Genomic DNA, 17326 nt, shown 5'->3' with positions numbered 1-17326 from the left:
ATGGCTATGCGCCACCCGGCATTGATGCTTACGCCTGCTCTTTCGCCGCCGGTTTAGGCAAGAAGCCTTCCAGCACGATTAATGCCGCACCGATGCAAATTGCGCTATCGGCGAGGTTAAAGGTCGCGAAGTGCCAGTCGCCGACATAGAAGTCGATCATATCGACCACAAAGCCGTGCCACAGGCGGTCAAACAGGTTGCCCAGCGCGCCGCCAATGATCAGCGCGTAGGCAATGTTATTCAGCTTTTGCGTCGCCTTCGAGCGGTACATCAGCACTGCCAGGATCACGCAGATACCGAGAGCGATACCCGCAAAGAACCAGCGCTGCCAGCCACCGCTGTCGGCAAGGAAACTGAACGCCGCGCCGTAGTTACGTGCATAGTGCAGGTTAAGCGACGGGAACAGCGGGACCGTATCCCCCAGAGCAAAATTCTGGAGGATCAGGAACTTGCTGCCCAGATCAATAATCAGCACCACCACAACCAGCCACAGCCAGCGCAGTCCTGTTGAACAGAGAGTTTTACTCATCAGGCAAACTTACGTTTTTCGCCGTCACCGGCGACGTTGCTTACACAGCGTCCGCAGATGTCTGCGTGTTCCGCCACCTGACCGACATCGGTAGTGTAATGCCAGCAGCGCGGGCATTTCTCACCGTCGGCTTTGCTCAGCGCGACTTTCAGTCCTTTGAGCAGCTCGCTCTGCTGAGCATCAGCAGAAGCATCCGCATAATCCTCAACTTTCGCGCCGGAGGTCAACAGGACAAATCGTAATTCATCGCCGAGCGCCGTCAGTTTAGCCGCCAGCTCCGGTTCTGCGTACAGGGTCACTGCCGCTTCCAGAGAGCCACCCACTTTCTTGTCAGCACGCGCCTGCTCGATAACCTTGTTCACTTCGCCACGCACTTTCAGCAGCTCGTCCCAGAAGGCATCGTTCATCGCTTCGGTGCTGGAGAGATCGAACAGACCTTCGTACCACTCGCCGGTGAACACATACTTCTCACGGTCGCCCGGCAGATAGCCCCAGATTTCATCCGCGGTGAAGGACATGATCGGCGCCATCCAGCGCACCAGCGCTTCTGCGATGTGGAACAGCGCGGTCTGACAGCTACGACGCGCTACGCTGTCCGCTTTCGCGGTGTACTGGCGGTCTTTGATAATGTCGAGGTAGAACGAGCCCATCTCGATGGAGCAGAAGCGCATCAGGCGCTGCACTACTTCATGGAAGTCATAAGACTCATAGGCCTTCAGGATATCGTCCTGCGCCGCTTTCGCGCAGCCTACCGCCCAGCGGTCCAGCACCACCATCTCTTCCGGTTTCACCATGTCTTTTGCTGGATCAAACCCGTTCAGGTTCGCCAGCAGGAAGCGCGCGGTGTTACGGATACGACGATAGCTGTCGGCAGCACGTTTCAGGATCTCGTCTGACACCGCCATTTCGCCGGTGTAATCGGTAGAAGCCACCCACAGACGCAGAATGTCTGCGCCCAGCTTGTTCATCACATCCTGCGGAGAAACGGTGTTACCGATAGATTTGGACATCTTACGGCCCTGACCATCCACGGTGAAGCCGTGAGTCAGAACCTGACGGTAAGGCGCTTTACCCTTCATGGCGGTGGAGATCATCAGGGATGACATGAACCAGCCACGGTGTTGGTCAGAACCTTCCAGATACATATCGGCAGCATGCCCCGCAAACTCAGGACGCACATCCACTACGGAAGAGTGGGTTGAACCGGAGTCGAACCACACGTCCAGGGTATCGGGTACTTTTTCGTAGTTATCAGCATCAGCGCCCAGGATGTCGCGGGAGTCGAGATCCCACCACGCCTGAATACCGTCAACTTCAACACGCTTAGCGACTTCTTCCATCAGTTCCAGCGTGTTCGGATGCAGCTCCTGCGTCTCTTTATGCACGAACAGAGACATCGGTACGCCCCAGGTACGCTGACGGGAGATACACCAGTCAGGACGGTTAGCGACCATGGATTCGATACGCGCCTGGCCCCAGTCCGGGATCCACTGCACGCCTTTGATCTCTTTCAGAGACTGCGCGCGCAGGCCTTTCTGATCCATGCTGACGAACCACTGCGGGGTCGCACGGAAGATGATCGGGGTCTTATGACGCCAGCAGCAAGGATAGCTGTGCTGCATTTTTTCTACGTGCAGCAGCGCGCCGCTGGTGCGCAGCATGTCGACGATGATGTCGTTGGCTTTAAAAACGTTGATACCGTCCAGCGCCGGGTAGGTGCCAGGCAGGTAAGATCCGTCCGGCCCCACCGGGTTAGCGATTTCCAGACCGTACTTCAGGCTGATGTTGTAGTCGTCCGGACCGTGGCCACCGGCGGTATGAACCGCACCGGTACCCGCTTCCAGCGTCACGTGGTCGCCCAGGATCGCCGGAACATCGAAGTCCAGGAACGGGTGTTTGAAGCGCATCAGCTCCAGCGCATCGCCTTTTACGGTGCCCAGCACCGTGTAATCCGCGATGTGCGCGCGTTTCAGCACGCTTTCAACCAAATCTTTCGCCAGGATTACCGCCTGACCGTCAACCTGTACCAGCGCATATTCAAACTCACCGGACAGAGAGATCGCACGGTTGGCTGGCAGCGTCCACGGAGTAGTGGTCCAGATAACCAGAGAGATCGGGCCGTTAACGGAGGAGACGCCAAATTTGGCTTTCACCGCGTCCTGATCCACCGCGTGGAACGCCACATCGATAGACGGAGAAGTTTTGTCGTAATACTCCACTTCCGCTTCTGCCAGCGCAGAACGGCAGTCTACGCACCAGTGCACCGGCTTCGCGCCTTTATGCAGGTGGCCGTTGCCGATGATTTTCCCCAGCGCACGGATGATGTTGGCTTCGGTTTTGAAGTCCATGGTCAGATACGGGTGCGACCAGTCGCCCAGCACGCCCAGGCGGATGAAGTCAGCGCGCTGACCGTCAACCTGCGTCGCGGCGTATTCGCGGCATTTCGCACGGAACTCGGCGGCGGTGAATTTCTCACCCGGCTTGCCAAACTCTTGCTCAACTTTGAGTTCGATTGGCAGACCGTGGCAGTCCCAGCCCGGAACGTAAGGCGAGTCATATCCCGTGAGGCCTTTTGACTTCACGATAATGTCTTTCAGAATCTTGTTAACCGAGTGACCAATATGAATGCTGCCATTCGCATATGGAGGGCCATCATGCAGAATGAAGGTTTTTTTGCCTTTTTTGGCTGCACGAATGATGCCGTACAGGTCATCATCGGTCCAACGCGCCAGCATTCCCGGTTCGCGCTTGGCGAGATCGCCGCGCATCGGGAACCCTGTTTCCGGCAAATTCAGGGTTGATTTATAGTCACTCATCAGATTCTCGGTTCCGTATTTATCACGTAGGCAGTTAAGCCGGGTTCAAAGCCCAAAAAACTCGCGGGCCGTCAATTCATCTCGCGCAATTTGCGCTTTGAGTTCGTCCAGCGAACCAAATCGCTGTTCATTGCGTATTTTTTTACGCAGTATCACATCTATATGGCGACCATAAAGGTCCATTACAACGTCCAGCAGGTGCACTTCTAACTGTTGACGTACACCGGCGACGGTAGGACGTGTGCCAATGTTGGCGACACCGTAGAACGGTTTATCGCCCAGTCCTGCCACTTCTACCGCATAGACCCCTTTAACCGGGGAAACCTGACGACGTAGCGGTATATTCGCCGTCGGGAAACCAATAGTGCGTCCGAGCGCATCACCGTGGACCACGCGACCTGAAATAGTGAATGGATGCCCCAGCAGGTTTTCTGCCGTATCCAGTTCATCATTGGCCAGCGCCTGACGTACCGCCGTGCTACTGACGCGAACGCCGCCTTCACAGAAGGTCATCGCACTGGTGACGTCAAAGCCGTACTCCAGACCAGCCTTCTGTAATAGCAAGAAATCGCCCTGACGACCAGCGCCAAAGCGGAAATCATCCCCTACGGCAAGAAACTGTACGCCAAGACGATTGACCAGCAGGTCGCTGACAAAATTTTGTGCTGTCAGCGCGGCAAAGCGACGATCAAAACGCAGGCACAAGACGTAGTCCACACCGGACTCAGCCAGATAGCGCAACTTCTCGCGCAGGCGGGTGAGGCGGGCAGGCGATTTATCGCCGGCAAACAGCTCCAGCGGCTGAGGCTCGAAAATCATCACTACAACGGGCAGGCCACGGGCCTCCCCTTCTTTACGCAATCCCTGCAACAGCGCCTGATGACCACGATGCACGCCGTCGAAATTACCAATGGTCAGCACGCACCCGTGCGGTGCTCTGCTGAGATTATGTATGCCGCGTATCAGCTTCATGTCTGGCTCAAAACAGTGAAAATCGCCAAAGTATACCCTGTACAGCGGTTAAGGTTAACCGGCGATTGTTCGCACAAAACAGAAAGCCGTAATGATTTCATCAGGCTGACCTTTCACAGCGAAAAAATCTGCTCGTAAACTGCGATTTTTATGCCGAAAGGCTGTATTCAGGGAAGACAAGCTGGTAGAATCCTGCGCCATCACTACGTAACGTAGCGTCGCTAATTAACGGCGCTTATTTGCACAAATCCATTGACAAAAGAAGGCAAAGAGGGCATATTCCTCGGCCTTTGAATTGTCCACATAGATCATATTTGGGAGTTGGACTTGGCTAATATCAAATCAGCTAAGAAACGTGCCGTTCAGTCTGAAAAGGCTCGTAAGCACAACGCAAGCCGTCGCTCTATGATGCGTACTTTCATCAAGAAAGTATACGCAGCAATCGAAGCAGGCGACAAAGCTGCAGCGCAGAACGCATTTAACGAAATGCAACCAATCGTGGATCGTCAGGCTGCTAAAGGTCTGATCCACAAAAACAAAGCAGCGCGTCATAAAGCAAACCTGACCGCGCAGATCAACAAACTGGCTTAATCGCTACTTGTTGTTGCTTGTTTAAAGAACCCGCTTAACGCGGGTTTTTTTATGCCTTCAGATTGCCGGTGGAGTAAACAGCGCCGAGTAGTCACGGTTACAGATTCGCTGCACCGCCGGGTGTTGAATCATCCTTTCGGCAAATATGGCGTGATACTCCTCCATCACATTATCCACTCTGCCTATCTCCGTAATCTTGTCGTCCGAATAGAGATCGTGCGCGTACAGCGTCGGCGCAACGAAGATCGCATTGTGCGCTTCGCCAAAGGCTTTCATCAGCGCCGCGTCGTCGAACTCACCGAGGATCTCAACGTTTAGCCCCTGTGAGTTAAACCAGTTCAACAGCTTGCGTCCCAGCATGGAACGCCTTCCCGGCACCAGCAGGCGACGCTCTTCAAGGCACGCGGGGAACGGTTTTTCCGGCGGCGGGTTAATACACCAGAAGCTTACGCCGCATTCACCAATTTTCACCGAGAACAGGCCTTCCTGCTGCGTGGAGTCGATCGGACAATCCGAGATAATCATGTCCAGCTTGTGCTGGCTCAGCTGTTCCAGCAGCATCTCGTGGGTGGATTCAAAGCACCGCAGGTGGATTTGCTCATCTTCGACCACGGCCGCATCCAGCACGCCGCTCACCAGCCGTTTGGACAGCGCATCCGCCACGCCGACATCAAAGAGCAGGTTCGACTCTTTGCGGTAGTTGACGATATCCAGCATCTCCTGGCTCAGGGTGAACATCTTATCCGCATAGCGAAAAACCAGCTCACCCAGTTCACTGGGTTCAATCCCACGCCCCTTACGCTTGAACAGCTTGCCCTGTAGACGTTCTTCCAGCGCCTTGATTTGCCCGGTAATGGTTTGCGGCGTCAGGTAAAGCGCCTCTGCCGCCCCGACCACCGAGCCCTGTTTGTAGACGTGCCAGAAGTAGTAAAGATGGTTGTAATTCAAATGAGACATCGCGTCTTCTCTCCCTGAGTATGTATCGGGAGAAGGCTCGCCTCCTCCCTGTGTTCCGTTATGCCTGGACGGCCTGTCCGGACAATTTCACCTTCAACAAGGTATAACCGATCACCGCGGCCAGTAATGACCCGATGAGAATACCGAGTTTAGCCCAGACGATAAGCTCAGGCGCATGCGCACCAAACGCCAGCGTCGAGATAAAGATCGACATCGTAAACCCGATTCCACACAGCACGCCGACGGCCATAATCTGCGTAAACGTGGTGCCATGCGGCAATGACGCCAGCTTCAGCTTCGTTGCCAGCCAGCAGAAGAGGCTAATGCCCAGCGGCTTGCCGATAAACAGTCCGGCAATAATGCCCAGCGGCAGCACGGACGTCAGCCCGTCCAGCGTCACGCCGCCGAGGGAAACGCCCGCGTTGGCAAACGCAAACAGCGGCAGGATCATAAAGGCGACCCACGGGTGCAGCACATGTTCCAGCTGTTTGGCAGGCGACTTGCCCTCCTGCGGCTTAAGCGGCACGAAGAAGCCCACAATCACACCTGCCAGCGTGGCATGCACGCCCGATTTCAGCACCGCGGTCCACAACACCATCCCCACGAGGATGTAGATACCGATGCGGCGAACATTAAAGATGTTCAGCAGCGCCAGTACCGCAATCGCGCCTGCGGCCACGCTCAGAGACAGGATCGACAGGTCGCTGGTGTAGAACAGCGCGATAATCACAATGGCGCCCAGGTCATCGATGATCGCCAGCGCCATCAGGAAGATTTTCAGGGCAACCGGCACGCGGCTTCCCAGCAATGCCAGCACCCCGAGCGCAAAAGCGATATCCGTCGCAGCCGGGATTGCCCAACCGTGACGAGCAATCGGATCCTGCCAGGTGAATGCCAGGAAGAGCAGCGCCGGAACGACCATCCCACCGAGCGCGGCAATCACCGGAAACGCAGCTCGCTGGCGGCTGGCAAGCGAGCCCAGTACCAGCTCACGCTTAACCTCAAGCCCGACCAGCAGGAAGAACACTGCCATGAGCGCATCGTTGATCCACAGCAGCATGTTCTTATTGATTTCCAGCGCCCCAACCTTCAGCTCGACGGGCGTTTCCAGAAAAGCATGATACAGATCGCGGGTAAAACCGACGTTTGCCAGCACCATCGCGGCCGCAGCGGCAATAATCAGGATCACGCCACCGGATGCTTCACTGCTAAAAAAACGGTGTAGTAATTTCACTTTAATTCTCTCTGTAACAACAATACCTCGATAAAACCATAATACCAAGCCATATAACTCGGCAAAAACAGATTAATATTGAGTATAGATTCAGTTTTACCGAGCAATACCCACAAATAGAAAAAGCCCGGAATCACTTCCGGGCTTTTGCGAATGGAAACCTGCTAACAGATTAACGGGTCAAATCATCGAAGAATTTTTTGACGCCATCGAAGAAGCTTTTGGAGCGCGGGCTGTTTTTCTCACCCGTCGGGCCGCCAAAGCTCTCCTGCAACTCTTTCAAAAGCTGTTTCTGCTTGTCGTTCAGGCCAACCGGCGTTTCCACGACGACGCGGCACAGCAGGTCACCCTGCGCACCACCGCGAACGGATTTAACGCCTTTCCCGCGCATGCGGAACAGTTTGCCGGTCTGAGTTTCGCCTGGTACCTTCAGATTTACGCGACCATCCAGCGTCGGGACTTCGATTTCGCCACCGAGTGCCGCCATCGCGAAGTTGATCGGCACTTCACAGTACAGGTTGTTCCCTTCGCGCTCGAAGATAGCATGCTGTTTCACCTGCACCTGAACGTACAGATCGCCAGCTGGTGCGCCGTGTTCGCCGGCCTCGCCTTCGCCAGCCAGACGGATGCGGTCGCCCGTATCCACGCCAGCCGGGATTTTAACGGACAGGGTCTTGGTTTTCTCAACGCGACCGTGGCCGTGGCATTTGGTGCACGGATCTTTAATCAGCGTACCGCGACCGTGACAGTGAGGACAGGCCTGCTGTACCGCGAAGAAGCCCTGGCGCATCTGTACCTGACCAGAACCGTGACAGGTTGGACAGGTCTGCGGCTGGGTGCCCGCTTTCGCGCCGCTGCCGTGGCAAACGTCACACTCTTCCAGCGTCGGAATGCGGATCTCTTTGGTGACACCGCGAACGGCCTCTTCCAGCGAAAGCTCCATGTTATAGCGCAGGTCCGCGCCGCGCGCTGCGCGTTGACGACCACGGCCACCGCCGAAGATATCGCCAAACACATCGCCGAAGATATCGCTAAAGTCAGCGCCGCCGCCAAAGCCGCCGCCGCCGAATCCACCGCCGCCCATGCCGCCCTGTTCAAAGGCTGCGTGACCGTACTGGTCATAGGCTGCACGTTTTTGTGCATCGGTCAGGACTTCGTAGGCTTCTTTGATCTCTTTAAATTTGGCTTCAGCCTCTTTGTCACCCTGGTTACGGTCCGGGTGGAATTTCATGGCCAGGCGCTTATACGCCTTTTTGATTTCACGCTCTTCCGCAGTTTTCGGAACGCCTAAAATCTCGTAATAGTCTTGCTTTGCCATTGGTTTTTTTAAGCCCCTTAACATGCGAGCACGGGCGTGGAGAGTTCTCCTACGCCCGTGCCGATTAATTACCCTGCATCAGGGCGATTATTTTTTATCTTTAACTTCTTCGAACTCAGCGTCGACAACGTCGTCGTCTTTCGCGTTGTTCGCCGAAGCGTCAGCGCCCGCCTGCTGTTGAGCATGCTGCTGCTGAGCGATTTCCATCAGCTTCTGGGAAGCCTGCGCCAGCTCCTGCATCTTCGCTTCGATATCCGCTTTGTCTTCGCCTTTCAGAGACGTTTCCAGCGCGTTCAGTGCAGCTTCGATAGCAGTCTTGTCTTCCGCTGGCAGTTTATCGCCTGCTTCTTCAACCTGCTTACGGGTGCTGTGCAGCAGATGGTCACCCTGGTTACGGGTCTGAACCAGCTCTTCGAACTTACGGTCGGATTCAGCGTTAGCTTCTGCATCGCGAACCATTTTTTCGATTTCCGCTTCGTTCAGGCCAGAAGATGCCTTGATGGTGATCTTCTGCTCTTTACCGCTGTTTTTGTCTTTCGCAGACACGTGCAGGATACCGTCAGCATCGATATCGAAGGTTACTTCGATCTGCGGCATGCCGCGCGGTGCCGGGTTAATACCGTCCAGGTTGAACTGACCCAGAGATTTGTTATCCGCCGCACGCTTACGCTCACCCTGAATCACATGGATGGTTACCGCAGACTGGTTGTCTTCAGCGGTAGAGAACACCTGGCTGTGTTTCGTCGGGATGGTGGTGTTTTTGTTGATGAGCGCAGTCATCACACCGCCCATGGTTTCGATACCCAGAGACAGCGGGGTAACGTCCAGCAGCAGTACGTCTTTCACTTCACCGGTCAGTACGCCACCCTGAACCGCAGCACCGATAGCAACCGCCTCGTCCGGGTTAACGTCTTTACGTGGCTCTTTACCGAAGAACTCAGCCACTTTCTTCTGAACCATTGGCATACGCGTCTGACCACCAACCAGGATAACGTCCTGAATGTCAGAGACGGACAGACCAGCGTCCTGCAGGGCAACTTTCAGCGGCTCGATAGAACGGTTTACCAGGTCTTCTACCAGGCTTTCCAGTTTCGCACGGGTCACTTTGATGTTCATGTGTTTAGGACCGGTCGCGTCTGCAGTGATGTACGGCAGGTTCACGTCGGTCTGCTGAGCGGAAGACAGTTCGATCTTCGCTTTCTCAGCGGCTTCTTTCAGGCGCTGCATGGCCAGCGGGTCGTTACGCAGGTCAATGCCCTGATCTTTCTTGAACTCGTCAACGAGGTAGTTGATCAGACGGGTATCGAAGTCTTCACCACCCAGGTGGGTATCACCGTTGGTTGCCAGAACTTCGAAGGTTTTTTCGCCGTCAACTTCGTCGATTTCGATAATTGAGATATCGAAGGTACCACCACCGAGGTCGTAAACCGCGATAGTGCGGTTGCCCACTTCTTTATCCAGACCGTAAGCCAGTGCAGCCGCGGTAGGTTCGTTGATGATACGTTTTACTTCCAGACCTGCGATACGGCCAGCATCTTTAGTAGCCTGACGCTGAGCATCGTTGAAGTATGCAGGAACGGTGATAACAGCTTCAGTTACCGGCTCACCCAGGTAATCTTCAGCGGTTTTCTTCATTTTTTTCAGCACTTCAGCAGAAATCTGCGGTGGTGCAGTTTTGGTGCCTTTCACATCAAGCCATGCATCGCCGTTATCTGCCGCGATGATTTTGTAAGGCATGATAGAAACGTCGCGCTGAACTTCTTCGTCCTGGAAGCGGCGGCCGATCAGGCGTTTAATCGCAAACAGGGTGTTTTGCGGGTTTGTCACTGCCTGACGTTTAGCCGGCTGACCAACCAGAGTTTCACCATCCTGGGTATAAGCAATGATAGAAGGCGTGGTGCGATCGCCCTCGGCGTTCTCCAGCACGCGTGCAGTAGTGCCATCCATAATCGCTACACAAGAGTTGGTAGTACCCAGGTCGATACCAATAATTTTACCCATCTAAACGTCTCCACTAAAAATTCAGTCAACATGTGGTTGTGTACCTGTAATAAGGGCAGAACGTGCTTTTTCAACTGCCCAGATTTGATTTTTTTCAGGTCCACACACTGCGGTTGCTTACAAGATGGGGTCGCAACGTCATCCATCAAGGGGGAAGGATAAAAAAATTTTTAATTTCACCCTGATGAGATCATAGACGCCATCGATTGCGCCCATTATGATGCCGCGCCCCGTCAGGGAGAACTGACGCGGGTTTAACCATTTCACCATATTAATGATGATTTTTTTGAGGACTTATGGGCAACACTAAGTTGGCTAATCCGGCTCCGCTGGGCCTGATGGGTTTTGGCATGACCACTATCCTGCTGAACCTGCACAATATCGGGATGTTCCCGATGGATGGCATCATCCTGGCGATGGGCATTTTTTACGGCGGTATCGCGCAAATCTTCGCGGGCCTGCTGGAATATAAGAAAGGCAATACCTTCGGCTTAACCGCCTTCACCTCTTACGGCTCTTTCTGGCTGACCCTGGTCGCTATTCTGCTGCTGCCTAAAATGGGCATGGCAGACGCGGCAAACGCCCACTTCCTGGGCGTTTACCTGGGCCTGTGGGGCGTCTTCACCCTGTTTATGTTCTTCGGTACCCTGAAAGGTAACCGCATGCTGCAGTTCGTCTTCCTGAGCCTGACCGTGCTGTTCGCCCTGCTGGCGATTGGCCACCTGGTGGATAACGAAGGCATCGTTCATGTGGCAGGCTGGATTGGTCTGGTCTGCGGCGCAAGCGCTATCTACCTCGCAATGGGTGAAGTGCTGAACGAGCAGTTTGACCGCACCATTCTACCGATTGGTGAAAAACACTGATCCCTCTGTCGTGTCCGCCTCGCGGGCACGACATCCTCGCATCTGTCCCAGCCAAATCCCTAATCCCAGCCCCATCAACGATAGCGCCAGCACGTACCAGGCCGGAGCCATGGGAGACACGCCCATTAACACCGTCACCGCAATCGGCGTCAGTCCGCCAAAAATGGCATACGACACGTTGTAGGAAAATGAGATCCCGGTGAAGCGTACCTCTGGCGGGAACGCGCGGACCATCACGTACGGTACCGCCCCGACAACGCCCACGCACAGCCCTACCACGCCGTACAGCAGGAACAGCTGTTCAGGATGGCTGCCTGCCAGATGGTAAAACGCCCAGCTTGATGCGGCCAGTAACAGGCTACCGACGATAAAGGTTACGCTGGCACCGAAACGATCTGCCGCCAGCCCGGCGGCGAGACAGCCAAAGCAGAGCATAATGGTCGCGATACTGTTTGCCTGCAGCGTCACCGCCGGGGCGAATCCGTACTGTTTCTGCAGCCAGACTGGCGACATCAATATCACCACCACAATGCCCGCCGAAAGCAGCCAGGTGAGCAGCATCGACACCACTACCGCTTTTTTATGGCGCACCACGACGGCTTTCACCGGTAGCTCCTGCGCCAGCGCTTTGCGCTGCTGCATCTCAAGGAAAATCGGTGTCTCCTGCAGCCAGCGACGCAGATACATCGCTACCAGACCAAACGCCCCGCCCAGCAGGAACGGAATACGCCAGCCCCACTCATGCACGGCCTGCTGCGTCATGCTGGTGTTTACAATCGTCGCGACCACCGACCCCAGCAAGATCCCGACGGTCAGGCCCGCCGTTAAGGTTCCACAGGCGATACCAATGCGGCGCGCCGGAACATGCTCCGCCACAAACACCCACGCGCCCGGTACTTCACCGCCTATCGCCGCGCCCTGAAGCACGCGCATCAGCAACAGCAGCAGCGGAGCAAGAATGCCTAAAGAGGCATAGGTAGGCAGCAGACCTATGGCCAGCGTGGGTACGGCCATCAGCAGGATGCTGAGGGTAAACATCTTTTTACGGCCAACCAGATCGCCAAAGTGCGCCATGACAATGCCGCCAAGCGGACGCGCCAGATACCCTGCGGCAAAAATGCCGAAGGTTTGTACCTGACGCAGCCACTCGGGGATATCCGCCGGGAAGAAGAGCTCCCCCACCACGGCGGCGAAGAAGACGAAGATGATGAAATCGTAAAACTCCAGCGCGCCGCCTAAGGCCGCGAGCGTGAGGGTTTTATAGTCCTGTCGATTCAGAGGTCGGGTGTTATGTGACATAGCGAACCATTTAGCTTTTGTTGTGGATTTATTTTTACAGTAGTCGTAAAGAAAAAATTACTATACCGTAAAACCCTTACCACGCCATCGCCGCTTCAGCTAATGTCACATAATGATTATTTTCAGGAGATTGTGTCGCGACGCGCGCTTTTAGGACGAAATGCTGCTACCACTTTCTCATCGGTTTCCACATAGGGACCGTCAAGCAGCTGTATACAATACGGTACACTTGCGAAAATACCGTGCACGATGACGCTGCCGTTTTCCGCTTTCAGCCCTTCCAGCGTCTCTTTGATTGACTTCGGTTGGCCCGGCAGATTCAGAATCAATGCCTGTTTGCGGATGACGCCCACCTGGCGGGAGAGAATGGCTGTCGGAACAAAGTGTAGACCGATCTGGCGCATCTGTTCACCGAAGCCCGGCATTTCGCGATCGGCGATTGCCAGCGTCGCGTCAGGCGTCACATCGCGGCGGGCAGGCCCCGTTCCCCCGGTGGTCAGCACCAGATGGCAGCTCATCTCATCCACCAGCTCACAGAGCGTCTGCTCAATGATCGGCTGTTCGTCAGGGATCAGGCGGGTCTGAATTTCAAAGGGGGTAGTCAGCGCGCTGCCAAGCCACTCCTCCAGAGCGGGGATGCCTTTATCCTGGTAAACACCGCTGGAGGCGCGGTCTGAAATCGACACTAAGCCGATGCGTAAGGTATTCATATCCATTCCATTCAAAGAGTACTGATTAAAGGGAATGATACACGCAGAGAGGAGATTCAGACAGGGTACGAAAGAAGTCGCGTGACCGGGAGCCCGGTCACGCAGGATGATTACAGCAGGTCGCCGATCATTTTTTCCAGTTTGCCCTGGTCAACAGCAAACTTACGGATACCGTCCGCCAGTTTGTCTACCGCCATTGGATCCTGGTTGTGCTGCCACAGGAACTCGGATTCAGTGATGCGCTCTGGGCGCGCTTTCACTTCACCGGTGTAAGACAGTTTACGCTCCAGGGTACCTTCGCTTTCAGCCAGCTCTTTCAGCAGCGCAGGGGCGATGGTCAGGCGGTCACAGCCAGCCAGCTCAATGATTTCGCCGACGTTACGGAAGCTTGCGCCCATAACCACAGTCTCATAGCCGTGCTGTTTGTAGTATTCGTAGATTTCAGTCACGGAAACCACGCCTGGATCTTCCGCTGGTGCGTACTCTTTCTTGTCAGTGTTGGCTTTGTACCAGTCCAGAATACGGCCCACGAACGGAGAAATCAGGTATACGCCCGCTTCTGCACATGCACGCGCCTGCGCGAAGGAGAACAGCAGAGTCAGGTTACAGTTGATGCCGTCTTTTTCCAGCTGCTCTGCAGCGCGGATGCCCTGCCAGGTAGAAGCCAGTTTGATCAGGATACGGTCGTTGCTGATGCCCGCATCGTTGTACATTTTGATCAGACGTTTTGCTTTCGCGATGGACGCTTCGGTGTCGTAGGACAGACGTGCATCCACTTCGGTAGAGATACGGCCAGGAACCAGCTTCAGGATTTCCAGACCGATGTTTACTGCCAGTTTATCAGTGGCATCCACAACCTGCTGCGCGCGGTCGTTGCTCTGTGCTTTCGCCCAGGTCACTGCGTCGTCAATCAGTTTGCGATACTCAGGGATCTGTGCGGCGTTAAGGATCAGAGAAGGGTTAGTTGTGGCATCCTGCGGCTGGTACAGCTTCATTGCCGCGATATCTCCGGTGTCAGCTACGACAGTGGTGAACTGACGAAGGGAGGTCAATTTATCCGTCATGATAGTGTTTCTCTTTTAACGTGCCCTGGATAATTCACGCTACCGACAGCATGCCTGCAGCGGAAAAATGACAGGTTTACTTGTTAGGGGGATGTAACCGGTCTGCCCTGATGATAACACGACGGAGGGGTAGCGCAACCGCAGACAGTGCGCTTAGGTAGAGTATGATAAACTCGGAATATTAACAGGCTGCTAAGCAACAGCATGCCCAATCAGTGGTAGCGCTTACATATTCACTTTGGCATCAACAAGAGGGACGTTAATGCCTGATTTCTTTTTCTTTATTAACGAAGTCCTGTGGGGTTCGATAATGATTTACCTGCTTCTGGGAGCAGGTATTTGGTTTACGTTACGCAGCGGTTTTATCCAGTTTCGCTATATTCGCAAGTTTGGCAGAAGTCTGAAAAACAGCGTTACGCCCCAGCCGGGCGGATTAACGTCGTTCCAGGCGCTCTGTACCAGCCTTGCAGCACGCCTCGGCAGTGGGAATCTGGCGGGAGTTGCGCTGGCCATCAGTGCCGGTGGGCCCGGCGCCGTTTTCTGGATGTGGGTGACGGCGCTTCTCGGTATGGCCACCTCCTTTGCCGAAAGTTCGCTCGCGCAGCTTTACAAAGAGAAAGATAAGCACGGCCAGTTTCGCGGCGGTCCTGCCTGGTACATGGCGCGTGGCTTAGGGATGCGCTGGATGGGCGTTCTGTTCTCGCTTTTTTTACTCCTCGCGTACGGTCTTATTTTTAATACCGTTCAGGCGAACTCTGTCGCCAATGCCCTGCGCTACGCCTTCGCGTGTCCGGAGTGGATCGCCGGTACCGTTTTAGCCCTCGTGGTTCTGCTCACCATTTCTGCCGGTCTCAAAGGCATCGCCCGTCTCATGCAGTGGCTGGTTCCCCTTATGGCGCTGCTCTGGATTGTCGCGAGCCTGTTCGTCACCGCACTGCACTTCGACCAGGTTCCGGGCGTGATAGTCACCATCGTCAAAAGCGCTTTTGGCTGGCGTGAGGTCGCATCCGGCGCGCTGGGCTACACCTTCAGCCAGGCGTTGATGGCGGGTTTTCAGCGAGGCATGTTTTCCAATGAAGCCGGTATGGGGTCAACCCCCAACGCGGCAGCCGCCGCCTCGTCGTGGCCGCCGCACCCGGCCGCGCAAGGCATTGTGCAGATGATTGGCGTGTTTACCGATACCATTATTATCTGTTCCGCCAGCGCTATGATTTTGCTGCTGGCAGGCCCCGTACCACATTCGTCGGAAACCGCCGGAATACAGCTTCTCCAGCAGGCTCTGATGAGCCTGACCGGCGGATGGGGAGCCGGATTTGTCTCGCTCATCCTGATCTTATTTGCCTTCAGCTCGATTGTGGTGAATTACCTCTACGCCGAAAATAACCTTATTTTCCTGAAGCTCGACTCCCGCGCCGCAATCGGGGCGCTGCGCCTGGGCGTCATACTGATGGTCATAGCAGGCTCCCTGCTCAGCATGCCGCTGGTCTGGCAACTGGCCGATATCATTATGGCGCTGATGGCGATCACGAACCTCACTGCGATCCTACTGCTCTCGCCGGTTGTTACCCTGATTGCCAGAGACTACCTTCGTCAGCGCAAACTGGGTATTCCGCCGGTATTTGATCCCGCACGCTATCCCGACGTTAAGGCGCAGCTGGCCCCCGGCACGTGGGATGATTTGCCGCGGCAATAACAGCTATCGATCAATTCAGAGCGATTTTTTGCTAAAGTCGCTCTAAATTTCCTGCAAGGACTGGATATGCTGATTCTGATTTCACCTGCAAAAACGCTCGACTACCAGAGCCCGCTCGCCACTGAACGCTATACCCAGCCTGAACTGCTGGATTACTCCCAACAGCTGATCCGCGAAGCGCGTAAACTCTCTGCGCCGCAAATCGCCTCGCTGATGAGCATCAGCGACAAACTGGCAGACCTTAACGCAACCCGCTTTCACGAGTGGCATCCGGATTTCACCCCAGCTAACGCTCGCCAGGCCATTCTGGCCTTTAAAGGCGATGTCTATACCGGCCTGCAGGCGGAAGATTTTAGCGAAGCCGACTTCGATTTTGCCCAGCAGCATCTGCGCATGCTGTCGGGTCTGTACGGCGTACTGCGCCCGCTGGACCTGATGCAGCCGTATCGTCTGGAGATGGGGATCCGCCTGGCAAATGCCAAAGGCAAAGATCTGTACCATTTCTGGGGCGATATCATCACCGACAAGCTGAATGCGGCGCTGCACGCTCAGGGCGATAACGTGGTGGTTAACCTCGCGTCCGATGAATACTACAAGTCGGTGAAGCCGAAAAAACTGGATGCGGAAATTATCAAGCCGGTGTTCCTCGACGAGAAGAACGGTAAGTTCAAAGTGATCAGCTTCTACGCCAAGAAAGCGCGCGGTCTGATGAGCCGCTACATCATTCAGAACCGCCTGACGAAGCCGGAACAGTTGACCACCTTCAACAGCGAAGGCTATTTCTTTGACGAGGCGTCGTCAGGGAAAGGTGAGCTGGTGTTTAAGCGCCACGAGCAGTAAAACAAACCCCGCCATCTGGCGGGGTTTTGCATTAATGATGTTTCCAGTCCGGGCCTGGACGATGATCGTCATGTCGGTCATCGTGACGGTCGTGGTGGTTATCCCGATCGCGATGCTCATCATGCGGACGCCAGTGGTCATTGCGCCAGTCATAATGCGCTTTCCACCAGTCATGATCTCGCCAGCGGCCGCCGTCCCAGTAGTGCCCGTTATTATCCCGATCGCCAATCTGCAATTTGACCGCAGGTACGAGGGTAATTTCGGATGCCTGTACCGCCATGGGAGCGACCAGCATCAGTGAAAGCGCGATGAGCGCAGATTTCAGTTTAGACATCGGTGACTCCTTATTCTTCTTGCCCAACGTGGGCCGATGTAAGGAGATTACGTGAGGGGAACCGGGGATGTTATTCTCTGCAATCCTAAACGCTAAGTGACCGCA

General features: G+C 55.0%; 15 protein-coding genes. 4 read left to right on the top strand and 11 right to left on the bottom strand.

The window, feature by feature from the left end:
- Positions 1-28: 28 nt before the first annotated feature.
- The 3 genes from lspA to ribF are packed head-to-tail and all read right to left on the bottom strand — an operon-like array spanning position 29 to position 4317.
- Entirely contained in the window at positions 29-529 is a 501-nt protein-coding gene (gene lspA, locus E3U32_RS16365; RefSeq protein ID WP_047346316.1) for a signal peptidase II, read from the bottom strand.
- Complete coding sequence (gene ileS / locus E3U32_RS16360; RefSeq protein WP_134349617.1) at positions 529-3345, bottom strand: isoleucine--tRNA ligase; 2817 nt, start codon at positions 3343-3345, stop codon at positions 529-531. The genes lspA and ileS overlap by 1 nt, the downstream gene beginning before the upstream one ends.
- Before the next feature lie 45 nt (positions 3346-3390).
- Positions 3391-4317, bottom strand: coding sequence for a bifunctional riboflavin kinase/FAD synthetase (gene ribF / locus E3U32_RS16355; protein ID WP_134349616.1), 927 nt, complete (start codon positions 4315-4317; stop codon positions 3391-3393).
- Positions 4318-4644: 327 nt separating this feature from the next.
- Here ribF and rpsT point away from each other — a divergent pair, with 327 nt between their 5' ends.
- Complete coding sequence (gene rpsT / locus E3U32_RS16340) at positions 4645-4908, top strand: 30S ribosomal protein S20 (protein WP_003856458.1); 264 nt, start codon at positions 4645-4647, stop codon at positions 4906-4908.
- 57 nt (positions 4909-4965) lie between these two features.
- On the opposite strand, the gene nhaR is transcribed toward rpsT, so the two are convergent.
- The 4 genes from nhaR to dnaK form a co-directional block, all read right to left on the bottom strand.
- Positions 4966-5865: a transcriptional activator NhaR gene (gene nhaR, locus E3U32_RS16335; protein WP_003856462.1), complete on the bottom strand. Its 900-nt coding sequence runs from the start codon at positions 5863-5865 to the stop codon at positions 4966-4968.
- A gap of 58 nt (positions 5866-5923) precedes the next feature.
- Entirely contained in the window at positions 5924-7099 is a 1176-nt protein-coding gene (gene nhaA / locus E3U32_RS16330; RefSeq protein WP_134349615.1) for a Na+/H+ antiporter NhaA, read from the bottom strand.
- A 172-nt stretch (positions 7100-7271) separates the two neighbouring features.
- On the bottom strand, positions 7272-8417 hold the full coding sequence (dnaJ, locus tag E3U32_RS16325) for a molecular chaperone DnaJ (protein ID WP_134349614.1): 1146 nt from the start codon (positions 8415-8417) through the stop codon (positions 7272-7274).
- 87 nt (positions 8418-8504) lie between these two features.
- Positions 8505-10418 carry a molecular chaperone DnaK gene (gene dnaK, locus E3U32_RS16320; protein WP_134349613.1) on the bottom strand — a complete coding sequence of 638 codons (1914 nt, stop codon included), beginning with the start codon at positions 10416-10418 and terminating at the stop codon, positions 8505-8507.
- 296 nt (positions 10419-10714) lie between these two features.
- Between dnaK and satP the strand changes: the two genes are divergently transcribed.
- Positions 10715-11281, top strand: a complete 567-nt coding sequence (satP, locus tag E3U32_RS16315) for an acetate uptake transporter (RefSeq protein WP_023334461.1) — start codon at positions 10715-10717, stop codon at positions 11279-11281.
- Here satP and E3U32_RS16310 read toward each other — a convergent pair.
- The 3 genes from E3U32_RS16310 to tal all read right to left on the bottom strand — a co-directional run bounded on the left by E3U32_RS16310 (position 11258) and on the right by tal (position 14354).
- Entirely contained in the window at positions 11258-12580 is a 1323-nt protein-coding gene (locus tag E3U32_RS16310) for an MFS transporter (protein WP_134349612.1), read from the bottom strand. The two genes, satP and E3U32_RS16310, sit on opposite strands and share 24 nt — an antisense overlap.
- A 122-nt stretch (positions 12581-12702) precedes the next feature.
- The gene (gene mog / locus E3U32_RS16305) at positions 12703-13290 is read right to left on the bottom strand and encodes a molybdopterin adenylyltransferase (protein ID WP_134349611.1); all 588 of its coding nucleotides are present in this window, start codon (positions 13288-13290) and stop codon (positions 12703-12705) included.
- A 110-nt stretch (positions 13291-13400) separates the two neighbouring features.
- Entirely contained in the window at positions 13401-14354 is a 954-nt protein-coding gene (tal, locus tag E3U32_RS16300; RefSeq protein ID WP_023334458.1) for a transaldolase, read from the bottom strand.
- Positions 14355-14616: 262 nt separating this feature from the next.
- Here tal and E3U32_RS16295 point away from each other — a divergent pair, with 262 nt between their 5' ends.
- Positions 14617-16047: an alanine/glycine:cation symporter family protein gene (locus tag E3U32_RS16295; protein ID WP_134349610.1), complete on the top strand. Its 1431-nt coding sequence runs from the start codon at positions 14617-14619 to the stop codon at positions 16045-16047.
- 66 nt (positions 16048-16113) lie between these two features.
- On the top strand, positions 16114-16887 hold the full coding sequence (gene yaaA / locus E3U32_RS16290; RefSeq protein ID WP_134349609.1) for a peroxide stress protein YaaA: 774 nt from the start codon (positions 16114-16116) through the stop codon (positions 16885-16887).
- A 31-nt stretch (positions 16888-16918) separates the two neighbouring features.
- Here the strand turns inward: yaaA and E3U32_RS16285 are convergent, their stop codons facing one another.
- A complete protein-coding gene (locus E3U32_RS16285) occupies positions 16919-17221 on the bottom strand; it encodes a DUF2502 domain-containing protein (protein ID WP_134349608.1) in 303 nt (100 codons plus the stop codon).
- Positions 17222-17326: the final 105 nt, after the last annotated feature.

The sequence above is a fragment of the Lelliottia nimipressuralis genome, from assembly GCF_004402045.1.
Lineage (GTDB): Bacteria > Pseudomonadota > Gammaproteobacteria > Enterobacterales > Enterobacteriaceae > Enterobacter > Enterobacter chinensis.
The sequence above is the reverse complement of the archived record's forward strand: the minus strand, read 5'-3'. Positions and strand labels throughout refer to the sequence as shown.